This is a genomic window from Streptomyces cinnabarinus, assembly GCF_027270315.1.
Taxonomy (GTDB): Bacteria; Actinomycetota; Actinomycetes; order Streptomycetales; family Streptomycetaceae; genus Streptomyces; species Streptomyces cinnabarinus.
The window spans coordinates 6,074,452-6,090,140 of record NZ_CP114413.1 but is presented as its reverse complement, the minus strand read 5'-3'; the positions used below and the strand labels follow the sequence as shown (position 1 = coordinate 6,090,140).

General features: G+C 70.8%; 14 protein-coding genes and 1 pseudogene. 9 read left to right on the top strand and 6 right to left on the bottom strand.

Translation table 11 applies throughout. The features are described from left to right. The 3 genes from STRCI_RS27725 to STRCI_RS27715 all read left to right on the top strand — a co-directional run bounded on the left by STRCI_RS27725 (position 1) and on the right by STRCI_RS27715 (position 2,975). Positions 1–771 (top strand): ABC transporter permease, encoded by a 771-nt coding sequence (locus STRCI_RS27725; RefSeq protein WP_269661685.1) that lies wholly within the window; start codon positions 1–3, stop codon positions 769–771. 123 nt (positions 772–894) lie between these two features. Then, on the top strand, positions 895–2,106 hold the full coding sequence (locus STRCI_RS27720) for an ABC transporter ATP-binding protein (RefSeq protein WP_269661684.1): 1,212 nt from the start codon (positions 895–897) through the stop codon (positions 2,104–2,106). Next, entirely contained in the window at positions 2,103–2,975 is an 873-nt protein-coding gene (locus STRCI_RS27715; protein ID WP_269661683.1) for an ABC transporter permease subunit, read from the top strand. Before STRCI_RS27720 ends, STRCI_RS27715 begins: the two co-directional genes overlap by 4 nt. 5 nt (positions 2,976–2,980) lie before the next feature. On the opposite strand, the gene STRCI_RS27710 is transcribed toward STRCI_RS27715, so the two are convergent. Continuing rightward, on the bottom strand, positions 2,981–3,322 hold the full coding sequence (locus STRCI_RS27710; protein WP_269661682.1) for an ATP/GTP-binding protein: 342 nt from the start codon (positions 3,320–3,322) through the stop codon (positions 2,981–2,983). A 224-nt stretch (positions 3,323–3,546) separates the two neighbouring features. Here STRCI_RS27710 and STRCI_RS27705 point away from each other — a divergent pair, with 224 nt between their 5' ends. Continuing rightward, positions 3,547–4,575: an LLM class flavin-dependent oxidoreductase gene (locus STRCI_RS27705; protein WP_269661681.1), complete on the top strand. Its 1,029-nt coding sequence runs from the start codon at positions 3,547–3,549 to the stop codon at positions 4,573–4,575. Positions 4,576–4,658: 83 nt separating this feature from the next. Here the strand turns inward: STRCI_RS27705 and STRCI_RS27700 are convergent, their stop codons facing one another. Further along, complete coding sequence (locus tag STRCI_RS27700; protein WP_015657788.1) at positions 4,659–5,051, bottom strand: SCO5389 family protein; 393 nt, start codon at positions 5,049–5,051, stop codon at positions 4,659–4,661. Positions 5,052–5,295: 244 nt separating this feature from the next. On the opposite strand from STRCI_RS27700, the gene nucS reads away from it, so the two are divergent. Beyond that, positions 5,296–5,967 (top strand): endonuclease NucS, encoded by a 672-nt coding sequence (nucS, locus tag STRCI_RS27695; protein ID WP_269661680.1) that lies wholly within the window; start codon positions 5,296–5,298, stop codon positions 5,965–5,967. A 90-nt stretch (positions 5,968–6,057) separates the two neighbouring features. Here the strand turns inward: nucS and STRCI_RS27690 are convergent, their stop codons facing one another. The 3 genes from STRCI_RS27690 to STRCI_RS27680 all read right to left on the bottom strand — a co-directional run bounded on the left by STRCI_RS27690 (position 6,058) and on the right by STRCI_RS27680 (position 10,191). Next, positions 6,058–8,598, bottom strand: coding sequence for an ATP-binding protein (locus tag STRCI_RS27690; RefSeq protein WP_269661679.1), 2,541 nt, complete (start codon positions 8,596–8,598; stop codon positions 6,058–6,060). A gap of 253 nt (positions 8,599–8,851) precedes the next feature. Continuing rightward, positions 8,852–9,175, bottom strand: coding sequence for an STAS domain-containing protein (locus STRCI_RS27685; RefSeq protein WP_015657791.1), 324 nt, complete (start codon positions 9,173–9,175; stop codon positions 8,852–8,854). Between the two features lie 167 nt (positions 9,176–9,342). Further along, positions 9,343–10,191 (bottom strand): 3-hydroxyacyl-CoA dehydrogenase family protein, encoded by an 849-nt coding sequence (locus STRCI_RS27680; protein WP_269661678.1) that lies wholly within the window; start codon positions 10,189–10,191, stop codon positions 9,343–9,345. Between the two features lie 188 nt (positions 10,192–10,379). Between STRCI_RS27680 and STRCI_RS27675 the strand changes: the two genes are divergently transcribed. Further along, complete coding sequence (locus STRCI_RS27675; RefSeq protein ID WP_269661677.1) at positions 10,380–10,952, top strand: cob(I)yrinic acid a,c-diamide adenosyltransferase; 573 nt, start codon at positions 10,380–10,382, stop codon at positions 10,950–10,952. Between the two features lie 228 nt (positions 10,953–11,180). On the opposite strand, the pseudogene STRCI_RS27670 reads toward STRCI_RS27675, so the two are convergent. Then, positions 11,181–11,720, bottom strand: a pseudogene (locus STRCI_RS27670) (hypothetical protein); the annotation flags it as partial. Positions 11,721–11,872: 152 nt separating this feature from the next. On the opposite strand from STRCI_RS27670, the gene STRCI_RS27665 reads away from it, so the two are divergent. From STRCI_RS27665 to STRCI_RS27655, 3 genes are all read left to right on the top strand, one after another. Then, positions 11,873–13,066: a sensor histidine kinase gene (locus STRCI_RS27665; RefSeq protein ID WP_269661676.1), complete on the top strand. Its 1,194-nt coding sequence runs from the start codon at positions 11,873–11,875 to the stop codon at positions 13,064–13,066. Next, entirely contained in the window at positions 13,063–13,704 is a 642-nt protein-coding gene (locus STRCI_RS27660) for a response regulator (protein ID WP_269661675.1), read from the top strand. The genes STRCI_RS27665 and STRCI_RS27660 overlap by 4 nt, the downstream gene beginning before the upstream one ends. A gap of 139 nt (positions 13,705–13,843) precedes the next feature. Continuing rightward, positions 13,844–15,670, top strand: a complete 1,827-nt coding sequence (locus STRCI_RS27655; protein ID WP_269661674.1) for a glycoside hydrolase family 18 chitinase — start codon at positions 13,844–13,846, stop codon at positions 15,668–15,670. Positions 15,671–15,689 lie beyond the last annotated feature (19 nt).

Below are 15,689 nucleotides of genomic sequence, written 5' to 3'. Positions count from 1 at the left end.
GTGGCGACGAGTCAGGTCATCCGCTCGGAGTGGACCAAGATCCGCTCGGTGGCGTCGACGGTGTGGACGCTCTCCCTGGCCGTGGTGGTCACCGTGGCGCTGGGCATGCTGATCGCGCTGCTGTCGAAGAACGAGTTCGACAAGATGGACCGCGAGGACCAGCTCTCCTTCGACCCGACCTTCATCAGCTTCGCCGGAATGAGCCTCGGCCAGCTGGCGATGATCGTGTTCGGGGTGCTGGTGGTGTCGAACGAGTACAGCACCGGCATGATCCGCACCTCGCTGGCCGCGGTGCCGCAGCGCGGCTCCTTCCTGTTCAGCAAGATCGCGGTGGCCGCCGGGCTCTCCCTGCTGGTCGGCCTGTTCACCAGCTTCGTCACCTTCTTCCTGGGCCAGTCGATGCTCGGCGAGCACAAGGCGTCCATCGGTGACGAGGGAGTGCTGCGGGCGGTCATCGGCGGCGGCCTCTACATGACGCTGATCGCGGTGTTCTCGATGGGCGTCGCCGCGATGCTGCGCTCGCCGATGCTGTCGCTGGGCATCCTGATGCCGTTCTTCTTCCTGGTCTCCAACATCCTCGGCAATGTGCCGGCCACCAGGAAGATCGGCCGCTATCTGCCCGACCAGGCCGGCAGCAAGATCATGCAGGTGGTCACCCCGGTCGACAACGACACCCCGTACGGACCCTGGGGCGGGCTCGCGATCATGGTGCTGTGGGTGGTCGCGGCACTCGCGGGCGGGTTCGTCCTGCTGAAGAAGCGGGACGCCTAGGACAGGCCCTGGGGATTTCTTTCTTTGCGCTGTCTTGAAGGGAACCGTCAGCGCCCGGATATCCTCCTAACCCTTACGGGGGCGTGTGCCCCGCTGTCCTGAACCTTTCGATGGGTGCGGAGCATGATCGAGGCAGTCGGCCTGACCAAGCGCTACGGCGACAAGACCGCTGTGTACAACCTTTCCTTCCAGGTGCGGCCCGGCGCCGTCACCGGCTTCCTGGGCCCCAACGGCTCCGGCAAGTCGACGACGATGCGGATGATCCTCGGCCTGGACAACCCCAGCGCGGGGCAGGTGACGATCGGCGGCTATCCGTACCGCAAGCTGCCCAACGCCCCCCGCCAGGTCGGCGCGCTGCTGGACGCCAAGGCGGTGCACGGCGGCCGGACCGCCCGCACCCACCTGCTGAGCCTCGCCCAGCTGTCCGGCATCCCGGCCCGCCGGGTCGACGAGGTGCTCGGCGTGGTGGGCCTCCAGGACGTGGCGAGGAAGCGCTCCAAGGGCTTCTCGCTCGGCATGGGCCAGCGGCTCGGCATCGCCGCGGCGCTGCTCGGCGACCCCCAGGTGCTGCTCTTCGACGAGCCGGTCAACGGCCTCGACCCCGAGGGCATCCTCTGGGTGCGGAACCTGATGAAGTCGCTCGCCGCGGAGGGCCGTACGGTCTTCGTCTCCTCGCACCTGATGAGCGAGATGGCGCTGACCGCCGACCACCTGATCGTCATCGGGCGCGGCCAGCTGCTCGCCGACATGGGCGTGCAGGACTTCATCGCCGCGAACTCCGCCGGCTTCGCGCGGGTGCGGACGCCCGACACCGAGCCGCCGCTGCGCGAGAAGCTCGCCACGGCGCTGGCCGAGGCGGGCGGCCATGTCATGCCCGAGCAGGACGGCGCGCTGCGGGTGACGGGGCTCCCGCTGCCCCGCATCAGCGACATCGCGCACGAGACGGACGTACGGCTGTGGGAGCTGTCGCCGCACCAGGCCTCGCTGGAGGAGGCGTACATGCGGATGACGCAGGGCGCCGTCGACTACCGCTCCACGATCGACCCCAAGGCCGGGCTCCAGCAGCCGCTGCCGCCCGGCGCGCAGCCGCAGATGCCGGTGCCGGGGCAGGGCCAGCCCGGCTGGTACGCCCCGCCGCCGCCCCAGCAGGGCGGCCAGCCCTTCGCGATGCCGCAGGGCCAGCCCGCGCCCCCTCAGGGCCCGTACGGCGCCCCGGCGGCGCCCGTCGCGGCCCCGGCCGCCCCGGCGTCCGCCCCGAACCCGTACACGCAGCCCGCGCCCGCCGCGGCCCCCGCTCCCGCCGTCGACACGACCAAGCCCGAGGACGCCCGATGAGCACCCCGCAGCCCCCGATGCCGCAGACCGCCGCACCGAACTGGCAGGCGGCGCCCGGCGCTTCGTACCCCGCGTACACCTCGCCGATCCCGGTGACCCGCACCCACCTCGGCCACGCCCTCGCCTCGGAGTGGACGAAGATCCGGTCGGTGCGCTCGACGATGTGGACGCTCGGCGTCTTCGTGGTGCTGGTGATCGGCATCGGCCTGGCCACCGCGGCGCTGGTGTCCGCCAATGCCACCGAGGGCGATCTGGTGGGCGAGAACCCGCTGTCGTTCGGCTTCTTCGGGCTGCTGCTCGGCATCATGTGCGTCATGACGCTGGGCGTGCTGACCACGGCCTCGGAGTACGGCACGGGGATGATCCGCACCACGATGACCGCCTGCCCGTCCCGTGGGCGGGTGCTGCTGGCCAAGGGGATGGTGTTCTTCGTGGTGGCCTTCACGGTCACCCTGTGCTCGTCGGTGCTCGTCGCGCTGGCCGATGTCTCCATGCTGAGCGACGCGCGGGAGCCGTCCGGCTCGGAGTGGCTGAAGGGCACGGTCGGCGTCTCGCTCTACATCGCGCTGCTCGGCCTGCTGTCGCTGGTCGTCGGCTCGATCATCCGGCACTCCGCGGGCGCCATCACCATCATGATCGGTCTGCTGCTGGCGCCGCTGGTGATCGCGCTGTTCATGTTCTCGGAGTCCCTGGAGGACCTGCGCCAGGCGCTGTTCGAGTACTCCATCCCGAACCAGCTGAGCGTCTTCTACTCCCAGTCCCTCACCGACACGGGCCCGTCCGGCTGGGACCCGCTGTGGTTCATGCTGGCCGTGACGGCGGCCGCGTTCGCCGGGGCCTACGCGCTGCTGGAGAAGCGGGACGTGTGATCCGGCTAGAACTTCGGCGCGTTACGGGACCGCTGCACCCTCGTGGTGCGGCGGTCCTTCGCGTTCCAGCAGGACTTGTGCCAGTGGCGGCGGTCGTCGACGCCGGCGTGGTCCGGCCAGGCCACCACGTGCGGGACGCCGTCGGGGATCAGCTGGTCGCAGCCGGGGCAGCGGTAGGACTTGCCCTGCGCGCTGGCACCGGCCACGTGCCGGACGTTCCACGTCTCGCCCTGCCACTCCTCCGAGGACTGCCAGCCGCCGTAGCGGCCGGAGCGGTCGTCCTCGGCGCTCCGGCCGGAGGCGGCCGACGCACCGCCGGCCTTGGGACGGTTGCGACGCGGGGACACGGGACACCTCACGGGGCTATACAGGAAGCAGGGGCCGTGTCCAGCCTACGCGGCCCGGACAGGGGTACGCGTAGGCCACCAATCGCCACAAGTCCCCTGCCCCGGCACCACATTCTGCAGACAATCCGCAAATCCCTCCGTCAAGCCGTGTCCTCGGCACGTGTCAGACGGTTATGCCGGGTGGGGGAGCTCCGCGTCGGAGCCAAGGAAGCAGGAAAAGAACCATGCACGTTGGAAGTTTCGTGTTGGCGGCCCAGTTCCCGGGGCAGGGCCAGGGGGAGGCGCTGCACCGCGCGGTCCGCTCGGCCGAGGTCGCGGAAGAGGCGGGTCTGGACTCGGTCTGGCTGGCCGAGCACCACTTCGTCCCGTACGGCACCTGTCCGTCGGCGATCACCCTCGCCGCACTGCTGCTGGGCCGCACCCGCCGGATCCGCGTCGGCACCGCCGTCACCGTACTGCCCACCGCCCATCCCGTCGCCGTCGGCGAGCAGGCCGCGCTGCTGCATCTGACGAGCGGCGGCCGCTTCTCGCTGGGCGTGGGCCGCGGCGGGCCCTGGGTCGACCTGGAGGTCTTCGGCTCCGGTCTGGAGTCCTACGAGAAGGGGTTCCCGGAATCACTCGATCTGCTGCTGCGGTGGCTGCGCGAGCCCTCGGTCGCCGCCTCGGGGGAACGCTTCTCCTTCCGCGAGGTCCCCGTCGTCCCGCGTCCCGCCGAGGCACTGTCGGGCGCGCCCGGACCCGAGGTGGTCGTCGCCTGTACCTCGCCGAAGAGCGTACGGCTGGCCGCCGAGCGGGGGCTGCCGATGCTGCTCGGGATGCATGTGGGCGACGAGGAGAAGGCGGAGATGGTCGCCCTGTGGCGGGAGCACGCGCGCGCGGCCGGGCGGAGCCCGGAGGAGATCCGGGCCGCGGCCCATGTCTCGGCCGGCGTCTGCCAGATCGCCGACCGGCGCACGGACGCGGCGGAGACGCTGCTGAAGGCGATGCCGGGCTGGCTCAGGCAGGGCCTTGAGGCCCATGTGACCGTGGACGGACGGCACCGGGCGATGCGGGATCCCCTTGCGTACACCGAACTGCTCTGCGGACTGCACCCGGTGGGCACTCCCCGGCTGTGCGCGGACCGGCTGGCGGCGACCAGCGAGCGGACCGGCATCTCCCGCTTCGCCCTGCTCGTCGAGGGCTCGGGCGATCTGGCGGCCACCGAGGAGAACGTACGGCGGCTGGGTGCCGAGGTGCTCCCGCACCTCGGCTGACGCACATGCCCGACCGGACGCTTGCCGCCCCGGTACTGAATGCACCTCCCGCGTACGGAGCGGCAAGCAAGCGGCTCACGGGATCAGCAGTCCCGCAGCTCCGGAGACTGGTTCAACAGCTGGTTGCGCACCGACGTGAAGCGGGCCAGCGTCTCGTCGACCGAGGAGTCCAACGGGAACACCGCCACCCGGTGGCAGTTCTGGAAGGCCAGCCGCACACCGAAGTGCCTTTGCAGTGCGCCGCGTATCGCGTCACTCGCAAGCGCACGCAGCAGCTGGCCACGCGCCTGCTCGTCCGGCGGGGGCGTCTGGTTGTCGGCGAACTCTCCACCGTCGACCTTCAGCTGAGCCACCAGGGAGCTGATCATCTCCCATGCGTAGGGCAGGGAGGTCCGGACGCAGTCGACGAAGGCTGCTTCGTCGACCTCGCCTCGCTCGGCCTGTTCCAATAGGGCCGGTGAGACGTCGAGCGACATGAGTTCTCCTCTCGCACCCCCGAACACCAGGGGTTGCCGGACAGGGACGGGGAGTTCACGTCTCGAACACTCTGCGTGCACGGTTCGCGACCTCCCGTTTACTACGGTAGGCAACAGACCGTGACGGCACCAGAAGAATGCGTACATGGACAAGTCCCTGTAGGAACACAATCGGCCAGTACTGAACAGGGCTCTTCCAGGGCGAATCGCGTGCACACTGGCCCGTCGAGTAGCGTTGCCGACCATGCGTCTCGTCATTGCCCGATGCTCCGTGGACTACGCGGGCCGGCTCACCGCCCATCTCCCGTCCGCCCCCCGTCTGATCCTTGTGAAGGCGGACGGCAGTGTGTCCATCCACGCGGACGATCGGGCCTACAAGCCTCTGAACTGGATGTCCCCGCCGTGCTCGTTGAAAGAGGGCACAGGTGACGAGGACGGCGTGTGGACCGTCACCAACAAGGGGGGCGAGAAGCTCATCATCACGATGGAGGAGATCCTGCACGACTCCTCGCACGAACTCGGCGTCGACCCGGGCCTGATCAAGGACGGCGTGGAAGCACACCTTCAGGAGCTCCTCGCCGACCGCATCGAAACCCTGGGCGAGGGCTACACCTTGATCCGGCGCGAGTACATGACGGCGATCGGCCCGGTGGACATCCTCTGCCGGGACGCCGAGGGGAAGACGGTCGCGGTGGAGATCAAGCGCCGCGGTGAGATCGACGGCGTGGAGCAGCTCACCCGCTATCTGGAGCTCCTCAACCGCGACCCCCACCTGGCCCCGGTCCGTGGCATCTTCGCGGCCCAGGAGATCAAGCCCCAGGCCCGGGTCCTGGCCACAGACCGCGGCATCGGCTGCGCGGTGCTCGACTACGACGCGCTCAGGGGCATCGAGGACGACAAGCTGCGGTTGTTCTGAGGCTCGGCGCTACGACGAAGTCCTGGCGCTACGACGACGAAGGCCGGGTCCTGGGAGAGGACCCGGCCTTTCGTGTGCCGCGAGCGGAGGTCAGATCACGTCCGCCGAGGTGCTCGGGCTCTGCGGCGCGCTCGCGGAACTGCTGGTCTCCGCCGGGGCGCTGGACGTGGCCGGACCGCTCGCCGAGTCCGAGGTGGACGGCGTCGTGGACGGCTCCGTCTCGGTGGGAGTCGGGGTCGGCGTCGGAGACGTCTCGGTCTCGGTCGGCGTCGGGGTCGGCGTCGACGAGGTCGGTGGCCTCGTGGTCGACGGCGGCTTGGTCGACGAACTCGGCGGTTTCGTCGGGGAGTTCGTCGGCTTGCCCGAACCGTCGCCGCCGCTCGGGTCGTCCGACGGCTCGCCCGTGTCGGTCGGGGTCGGGTCGTCGGAGGTGCCCAGGGTGCCGTCGGGACCCGGATCCGTCGGGCGGCTGGTCGCGGTGCCGGTGTCTCCGGAGCCGTCGCCCTCGCCGTCGTCCGCCTCGTCCGCGCCGAGGCTGTCGTCGCCGATGCCCTGGCTGGCCGAGGGGTTCACGCCGACCTGGTCGGAGGGGCTGCCCGCCTCACCGTCGGAGGTGGCGCCGAGGGTCACCACGGTGCCGAGCACCGCCACCAACAGGGCGCCCGCGCCCGCCGCGACGAGGTTCCGCTTGGCGAGTCCCTTCAGACCGCCCCGGGCCTTGCGTGACGGCCCGGCGGCCGAGGTGCGGTGGATGACGTGGGCGGGGTCGTCCGTGGGCGGCTGGAGCGGCGGGAACGCGGTCGGTGTCCCGCCGGGCGGCGACTGGGACTCCTCATGACGCGCGTCGGGCACCTCCTCCCCCGCCATCGCCCCGACCCCGGCCGGGATGCCGATGCCGGGAGTGTCCCCGGTGCGGTCGGCGACCAGCGCGAGGGCGCGGCGGCCCGCCACGGTGCCCCGCTTGTCGGCGAGGGCGCCGCGCAGGCCGATGGAGGCCTCCAGTTCCGCACGGGCCCGGTCGAAGTGTCCGTCGCAGATCGCGAGGATGCCCAACTCGTGGTGGAAGTAGGCCTGTTCACCCACGTCTCCGGCGAGCCTGGCGGCCTCCGCACCGGCCCTGAGCGCCCGCTCCCAGGCGCTCCAGTGCAGCCCGGAGGCGAAGGCGGGCGCGGCGGTCCGGGCGAGCAGGACGGTCGCGCTCTCCTCGTCCTCGGCAGGCGCCGTGGTACTCGGCACCAGCACGGTGAGCGCGGCGAGCAGGGCGTCCGCCTGCGCGCACACCCGCTCCGGGGTGACCGAGGGGTGCGCGGCCCACCAGGCGTAGTGCCGGGCGGCGGCCAGGGCGCGGTCCGCGACGCCCTCGCCGTATCCGGCGGCCAGCAGCTGGGTGCGCACCCCGGCGGCGAGGCGGTAGGCGGTGCCGACCGGTGAGACCAGACCGCAGGCGGCCAGCTCACCGAGGGCGGCGTCCGCGTGGGTGTCGTCGACGAGGGCCGGCAGATGGGCCTGGTCCGGCACCTCACCGCCGAGCGCGACGGCGATGCGCAGGGTGGCGCGGGCGGAGGCGCTCAGCCGGGAGGCGAGCAGCGGGGCGGGCGCGGCGGCCTCCCCGAGGGCCGGCAGCGGGATCTCCACGCCGTCCTCGGCGCCGAAGAGCTCGTCGGCGTCCGCGTCGGCGGGCAGTTCGTCCTCGAAGACGCCGTACTCGTCGACGGCACCGACCCCGGCCCGCAACTGGTCGCGCTGGCGCAGCAGGGCGCCCGCCTGGACGAAGCGCAGCGGCAGGCCCTCGGACTCGAACCAGAGGTCGCCGGCCCAGTTGGCCTCGTCCTCGTTCAGCGCCCGGCCGGCGGCACGCGCCAGCAGCTCCAGGCCGTCGGCACGCTCCAGACCGCCGAGGAAGACCTCCTCCAGCGCGGAGTCGGCGGACGGCGCGGGCACCTCGGGGGTGGCCGCGATCAGGAACGCGCACTCGGGCGTGGCGTCGAGCAGCTCATCGAGGGCGGCGCCGCCGATCTCGGCGTCGTCCAGGACGACGACCGCGCCGATCTCCCGGACGCAGGCGAGCAGTTCGTCCCGTTCCGGGCGGTGCAGGGGTGCGTCGTAGACGGCATAGAGCAGATCGTGGAGCAGATCGCCGACCGTGCGGTGGTAGCCGCTCAGGCGGACGACGCCGTCGGGGGCGAGGTCCGCGCAGTCCTCGGCGACGACGTCGAGGAGGCTGGTGCGGCCCGATCCTGCGGGGCCGGTCAGGCGAACGGAGCGGCCGCGGGCGAGCAGCCGGACGAGCCGTTCGCGCTCCTCCTGGCGGGCCAGCAGGGGCAGTTCCGGCTGCGGCGGACCGGGCAGCGGCTGCGGCCCGGTCGCGCGGTCGGCCTCGGCGCGGGCGGCCGGGGTGAGCTTCGCGGGACGGGTCGGGCGTTCTCCGGGCGGGCAGGGCTCTATCTCGCTGCCGTCGACCGGATTGACGGTGAGCAGGAAGTCGCCCGAGACGAGCTGGACGGTACGGGCCAGTGCGGGCGTGTGCTGTCCGAAGTCGGGTGTGAGGGGGTCCCTGGGCGGGCGCGGACGGGGCGCACCGGCGCCGTCGTCGTGGCCGTACTCCTCGGGTCCCCGGTTGTTCGGGTCCATAGGTTCAAGCCCCCCAAAAGCGTCGTGTGCTGAAAGCCCCTCCCGGCCGTTGTGCACACCGCGCTGTCGCTTCTGGTCCGGGCCCGCTCGAAGGGTTGTCACGCAGCGGGCGACCGAACCCTAAACCTTCGCACAGTATCTCCGACAGGTCGGGGTACCGCGCCGTCCGAGACGTCACAGGTTCGTGAGGATTGCGCGCGAGATGCGCTTCACGACCGGAACGTCCGGCCACTCGACCCACCCGCGCCGGTCGTCACACGCGCGGCAGCGACTCCACGCCGATACCGCCCTCGATGGCGAGGATCCGGTGCAGCCGGGTGGCCACCAGCAGGCGCTGCATCTGGGCCGGCACGGCACGCAGCACCAGGCGCCTGCCGCAGCGCCCGGCCCGCCGGTGGGCCCCCATGATCACCCCGAGTCCGGTGGCGTCCCAGAACTCCAGCTCGGACAGGTCCAGCACCAGATCGCCGACTCCGTCGTCGACGGCCGAGTGCAGGACCGTACGGGCGTCCGCCGCGCTGCGGACGTCGAGGCGGCCCCCGACGACCAGCTCGGCGTGGTCGCCCCTGATGTACATAGCGCTCCCCTAAGCGTGCGTCTCGTGCTCCGCGATGGCTCCGCGATGTGTGTCCGGTGATGCAACCTCTGACGGCCCGAGGCGGTCAGAGGTTGCCGTCTGTAAGCGAACCGATACCGAATTCACCCCGGGGAGTGATGCTCCTGGGGCCTGTGCGGTTTCGGTGCTCAGTACTTGTAGAAGCCCTGCCCGCTCTTGCGGCCGATGTCACCGGCGTCAACCATCCGGCGCATCAGCTCCGGAGGAGCGAACTTCTCGTCCTGGGACTCGGTGTAGATGTTGCCGGTGGCGTGCAGCAGGATGTCGACGCCGGTGAGGTCCGCCGTGGCCAGCGGGCCCATGGCGTGGCCGAAGCCCAGCTTGCAGGCGAGGTCGATGTCCTCGGCGGTCGCGACGCCCGACTCGTAGAGCTTGGTCGCCTCGACGACGAGGGCGGAGATGAGCCGGGTGGTCACGAACCCCGCCACGTCCCGGTTGACCACGATGCAGGTCTTGCCGACGGACTCGGCGAACTCCCGCGCGGTGGCGAGGGTTTCGTCGCTGGTCTTGTAGCCCCGCACCAGCTCGACGAGCTGCATCATCGGCACCGGCGAGAAGAAGTGGACGCCGACGACCCGCTCGGGGTGCTCGGTGGCCGCCGCGATCTTGGTGATCGGGATGGCGGAGGTGTTGGAGGCGAGCACGGTCTCCGGGCGCACGATCTTGTCGAGCGCGCGGAAGATCTCGTGCTTGACCTCCAGCTTCTCGAAGACGGCCTCGACGACGATGTCGGCGTCGCCACAGGCGTCCAGGTCGGTGGTGGTGGTGATGCGGCCGAGGGCGGCCTCGGCGTCGTCCGCCGCCAGCTTGCCCTTGCTCACGAACTTGTCGTACGAGGCCTTGATACCGTCGGTGCCACGCTTGAGGGCCTCGTCGGTGACGTCGCGCAGAACGACGTCCCAGCCCGCCTGCGCGGAGACCTGGGCGATCCCGGAACCCATCAAGCCGGCGCCGATGACGGCAAGCTTCCGTGCCACTGTGCGACTCCCCATTACCCGCTATTACTCGCTGTTTACGTTGCCTCTCGGGCGGACCCTAGCGGGAGTGAGGCGCTGTGTGACCGGTTAGTAACGCGAGTCACGTCTCATCTGACGGACATCACACCGGCACGGCTCATTGCACGCCCCGGACGGCGTAGTTGGGCGGCGGTTACTACGCTGGCCCCATGGTCAATCTGACGCGTATCTACACCAGGACCGGCGACAAGGGCACCACGGCGCTCGGGGACATGAGCCGGGTCGCCAAGACCGATCCGCGGATCTCGGCGTACGCGGACGCCAACGAGGCGAACGCCGTGCTCGGTACGGCGATCGCGCTCGGCAATCTGGACGAGGAGGTCGTCAAGGTCCTCACCCGGGTCCAGAACGACCTGTTCGACGTGGGCGCGGACCTGTCGACGCCGGTGGTGGAGAACCCGGAGTTCCCGCCGCTGCGGGTGGAGCAGTTCTACATCGACAAGCTGGAGGCCGACTGCGACCGCTTCAACGAGCGGCTGGAGAAACTGCGGTCCTTCATCCTCCCCGGCGGCACCCCGGGCGCGGCCCTGCTCCACCAGGCCTGCACGGTCGTCCGCCGGGCCGAGCGCCAGACCTGGGCCGCGATGGAGGTCCACGGGGACACCATGAACCCGCTCACCGCGACCTACCTCAACCGGCTATCGGACCTGCTGTTCATCCTGGCGCGGACGGCGAACACCGCCCGGGGCGATGTCCTGTGGGTCCCTGGAGGCGAACGCTGAAGAAACCCGCTCCTGCCGGGGGGCCGGGGGTCGTCCCCCGGCAGATGCAGCATCCTGGCGCGGACCGCGAACACCGCCCGGGGCGATGTCCTGTGGGTCCCTGGAGGCGAACGCTGAAGAAACCGGCTCCCGCCGGGGGGCCGGAGGTTGTCCCCCGGCAGATGCAGCATCCTCGCGCGTGCGGCCAACACCGGGGTCGGGGACGTGCTCTGGGTTCCTGGCGGGGAGCGTTGAGGCCGGTTCCCTGCGGGGCCAGACCGTGTAGGAGAGGGCGATCAGGCCGTAGATGCCGACCACGCGGATGGCCACCCACTGGAAGGAGCGCAGCGAGCTGACGTCGCCGTTGTCGCCGACGTACCAGACCGCGAGCTGGAGCAGGGTCAGCGCGACCGCGCCGCCGAGGACCGCCCGCAGCCACAGCTTGGCCTCGTGCAGGGCGCGCGGGCGGCCGTAGCGCGGGGGTGTCGGCGGGCGCGGGGCGCCGGCCAGGCGGTGCGCGGCGTGGCCGTCGAGCCAGCGGATCGTGTAGTGGCCGAAGGCTACGGTGTAGCCGATGTAGAGCGCGGCGAGGCCGTGCTCCCAGCTCGGTTCGGCGCCGTTCCTCAGGTCGATCGCCGTGGCGACGAACAGGACCAGCTCCAGCACCGGCTCGCACAGCAGCAGCACCACACTGGTCCGCCGCCACTTCAGCAGATAACGGACGCCCAGGCCCAGGGCCAGCAGCACCCAGAAGCCGACCTCACAGGCGATGATCAGTCCGACGATCACGGCACGCTCCTCTCGGTCACCCTTCCAGGCTCCCGTCCGGCGCCGTCGCTTTCGTCGTCGCCGCTGACGAACCGCCGGTACATCGAAAGATGCAGTGCGGGACCCTTCCCGGGCATCAGGCGGCGCGGCCGGGTGCCGTGTTGGATGGAGTCATGGTCCGAGCCCTCCCCCGCCCGCACCCGGACGATGTCCGCATCGTGTTCGCCGGGCTGCTCGGCGGACTGCTGATCTGGGGGGTCGGGCTCGGCACCCGGCCGGGCGACGACCCGATCGTGGTGTGGGACGGCCGCTGGCCAATCCTGCTGCCGCTCACCGTCATGGCCGGCTGCGAACTGCTGCGCCGCACCCGCCCCCGGGTCGGCCTGCTGATCGGCACGGTCGCGCTGGCCGCGGACGCGGTCACCCAGGGGAACCTGGTGACGGTCGTGATGTTCACGGACCTCATCTACGCGGCTGTCCTGTACGGCCCGCCCGCCACCGCCCGCCGGGTGCCCTGGATCACCGGCCTGATGACGGTGCTCGGCACGGTGGTGCCGCTCGCCGTCTGGCAGGTGCCGGAGGCGCTGCTGATCGGTGTGGTCACCGGCCTCGTGGCGTTCACGCCCGCCGCCACCGGCTGGATCGTCCGCAACCACCGCGACGCCGCCGAGGCGGCCCGGCTGCACGCCGAACAGACCGCGCTGCTGGCCGAGATGGACCGCGTCCAGGCGGTCACCGCCGAACGCGCCCGGATGGCCCGCGAACTGCACGACATGGTCGCCAACCATCTGTCCGCGATCGCCATCCACTCCACCGCCGCGCTCTCCCTCGACGACCCGAGGACCTCCAAGGACGCCCTCGAAGTGATCCGGGAGAACAGCGTCGAGGGGCTCGCCGAGATGCGCCGGCTGATCGGCATCCTGCGCGACAGCAGCGGCGATCTGGAACCGACGGCGGCCCCCACGCTCGACGGACTGGGCGTGCTGGTGGAGGGGGCCCGCACCAACGGCCTCGACGTCGGCCTCGACACCGAGCACGGCAAGCTGCCCGCCCCCGTCGAACTCGCCGCCTACCGCATCGTCCAGGAATCCCTCACCAACGCCCTCAAGCACGCCTCCCCCGGCCGGGTCAGCGTCACCCTCGCCCAGCGCGACGGCGTCCTCGACGTCGAGGTGACCAGCCCCTACGGCGACCGCGACGGCCCGCGCGCCCCCGGCTCCGGGGCGGGTCTGGTCGGGATGCGGGAGCGGGCCGCGCTGCTGGGCGGCAGCTTCGAGGCGGCCCCCGAGAGCGCGACGGGGGGCAAGATCTGGGCCGTACGCGCCACGCTTCCGGTGACCGACCACGTTCAAGGAGATCCCGCATGATCCGCGTCCTCGTCGCCGAGGACCAGTCCGCCGTACGCGCCGGGCTCGTCCTCATCCTGCGCAGCGCGCCCGACATCGAGGTGGTCGGCGAGGCGGCGGACGGCGAGCAGGCGGTGGCGCTGGCCCGGGAGCTGCGGCCCGACCTGGTGCTGATGGACATACAGATGCCGCGACTTGACGGGGTGTCGGCCACCCGCCAGGTGGTCGAGGAGCGGCTCGCGGATGTGCTGGTGCTGACCACCTTCGACCTCGACGAGTACGTCTTCGGGGCGCTCCGGGCGGGCGCGTCCGGGTTTCTGCTGAAGAACACCGAGGCCCGCCAACTCCTCGACGCGGTAAGGACGGTGGCGAGCGGCGAGGGGCTGATCGCCCCGGCGGTGACCCGGCGGCTGATCGCCGAGTTCGCCGCCGGCACCCCGCGGGCGCCGAGGACCGATCCGGCCGTGCTCGAATCGCTGACGCGGCGTGAGCGGGAGGTGCTGGCCTGTCTCGGCGAGGGGCTGTCCAACGCGGACATCGCCGATCGGCTGGACATGGCGGAGGCGACGGTGAAGACGCATGTCAGCCGGTTGCTGGGGAAGCTTGAGCTGCGCAGTCGGGTCCAAGCGGCCGTGCTGGCGCAGGAGTTGGGGATCTAGGAGAGGTTTGAACAAACCTTTCGCCACAGTGGTCTGGACCTATTGACCTATGGTCCAGACCTTTCTATTCTCGCGGCACCGTGGGCGTGAAGGCTCAGCACGCCCTCTCACCCCTCTTACCCAGACAGGGAGGCGCAGCATGCGCTTCAGACACAGAGCCGCGGCAGGGTTCGCGACCCTGTTGCTCCCCTTCGCCGGCCTGGTCGGACTCGCCAGCCCCGCCGAGGCGGCCACCGAGGCCACCGCCACCTACGCCAAGACCCAGGACTGGGGATCCGGCTTCGAGGGCAAGTGGACGGTGAAGAACACCGGCACCACGACCATCTCCTCCTGGACGGTGGAGTGGGACTTCCCCTCCGGCACCTCCGTCGGCTCCGGCTGGGACGCCGACTTCAGCTCCTCCGGCGCCCACTGGACCGCCAAGAACAAGTCCTGGAACGGCACCCTCGCCCCCGGCGCCTCGGTCACCTTCGGCTTCAACGGCACCGGCTCCGGCTCCCCGTCCAACTGCAAGCTCAACGGCGGCAGTTGTGACGGCGGCACGGTTCCCGGCGACGCGGCACCCTCCGCCCCGGGCACCCCGACCGCCTCCGACATCACCAACACCTCGGTGAAGCTGGCCTGGAGCGCGGCCACCGACGACAAGGGCATCAAGAACTACGACGTCCTGCGCGGCGGCACCAAGGTCGCCACCGTCACCGGCACCAGCTACACCGACAGCGGTCTGACCGCCGGCACGGACTACTCCTACACCGTGCAGGCCCGGGACACCGCCGACCAGACCGGCCCGGTCAGCGGCGCCGTCGCGGTCCGCACCACCGGCGGCGGCACCGACCCCGACCCGGATCCCGGCTCCAAGGTCAACCTCGGCTACTTCACTGAGTGGGGCGTCTACGGCCGCAACTACCATGTCAAGAACCTGGTGACCTCGGGCTCCGCGTCCAAGATCACCCACATCAACTACGCGTTCGGCAACGTCAAGGACGGCAAGTGCACCGTCGATGACACCTACGCCGCCTATGACAAGGCGTACACCGCCGACCAGTCGGTCAGCGGCACCGCCGACACCTGGGACCAGCCGCTGCGCGGCAACTTCAACCAGCTGCGCCAGCTGAAGGCCAAGTACCCGCACATCAAGGTGCTGTACTCGTTCGGCGGCTGGACCTACTCCGGCGGCTTCGGCCAGGCCGCGGCCAACCCGGCCGCGTTCGCCAAGTCCTGCAAGGCCGTGGTCGAGGACCCGCGCTGGGCCGATGTCTTCGACGGCATCGACATTGACTGGGAGTACCCGAACGCCTGCGGTCTGACCTGTGACACCTCCGGCGCGGCGGCCTTCAAGAACCTCTCCCAGGCACTGCGTGCCGAGTTCGGCTCCAACTACCTGGTCACCGCCGCCATCACCGCGGACGCCTCCTCCGGCGGCAAGATCGACGCGGCCGACTACGGCGGCGCCGCGCAGTACCTCGACTGGTACAACGTGATGACGTACGACTACTTCGGCGCCTGGGACAAGACCGGCCCGACGGCCCCGCACTCCCCGCTCACGTCGTACAGCGGCATCCCGAAGGACGGCTTCAACTCCGCGGCCGCCATCGCCAAGCTCAAGGCCAAGGGCGTCCCGGCGAGCAAGCTCCTGCTCGGCATCGGCTTCTACGGCCGCGGCTGGACCGGCGTGACCCAGTCCGCCCCCGGCGGCACGGCCACCGGCCCGGCGACCGGCACCTACGAGGCCGGTATCGAGGACTACAAGATCCTCAAGAACTCCTGCCCCACCACCGGCACCGTCGGCGGCACCGCGTACGCCCACTGCGGCAGCAACTGGTGGTCGTACGACACTCCCGCCACCATCGGCACCAAGATGAGCTGGGCCAAGAGCCAGGGCCTGGGCGGCGCCTTCTTCTGGGAGTTCAGCGGCGACGCCACCAACGGTGAGCTGGTGAGCGCCATCAGCAACGGGCTGAAGTAACGGGCGACAACAGCAACAT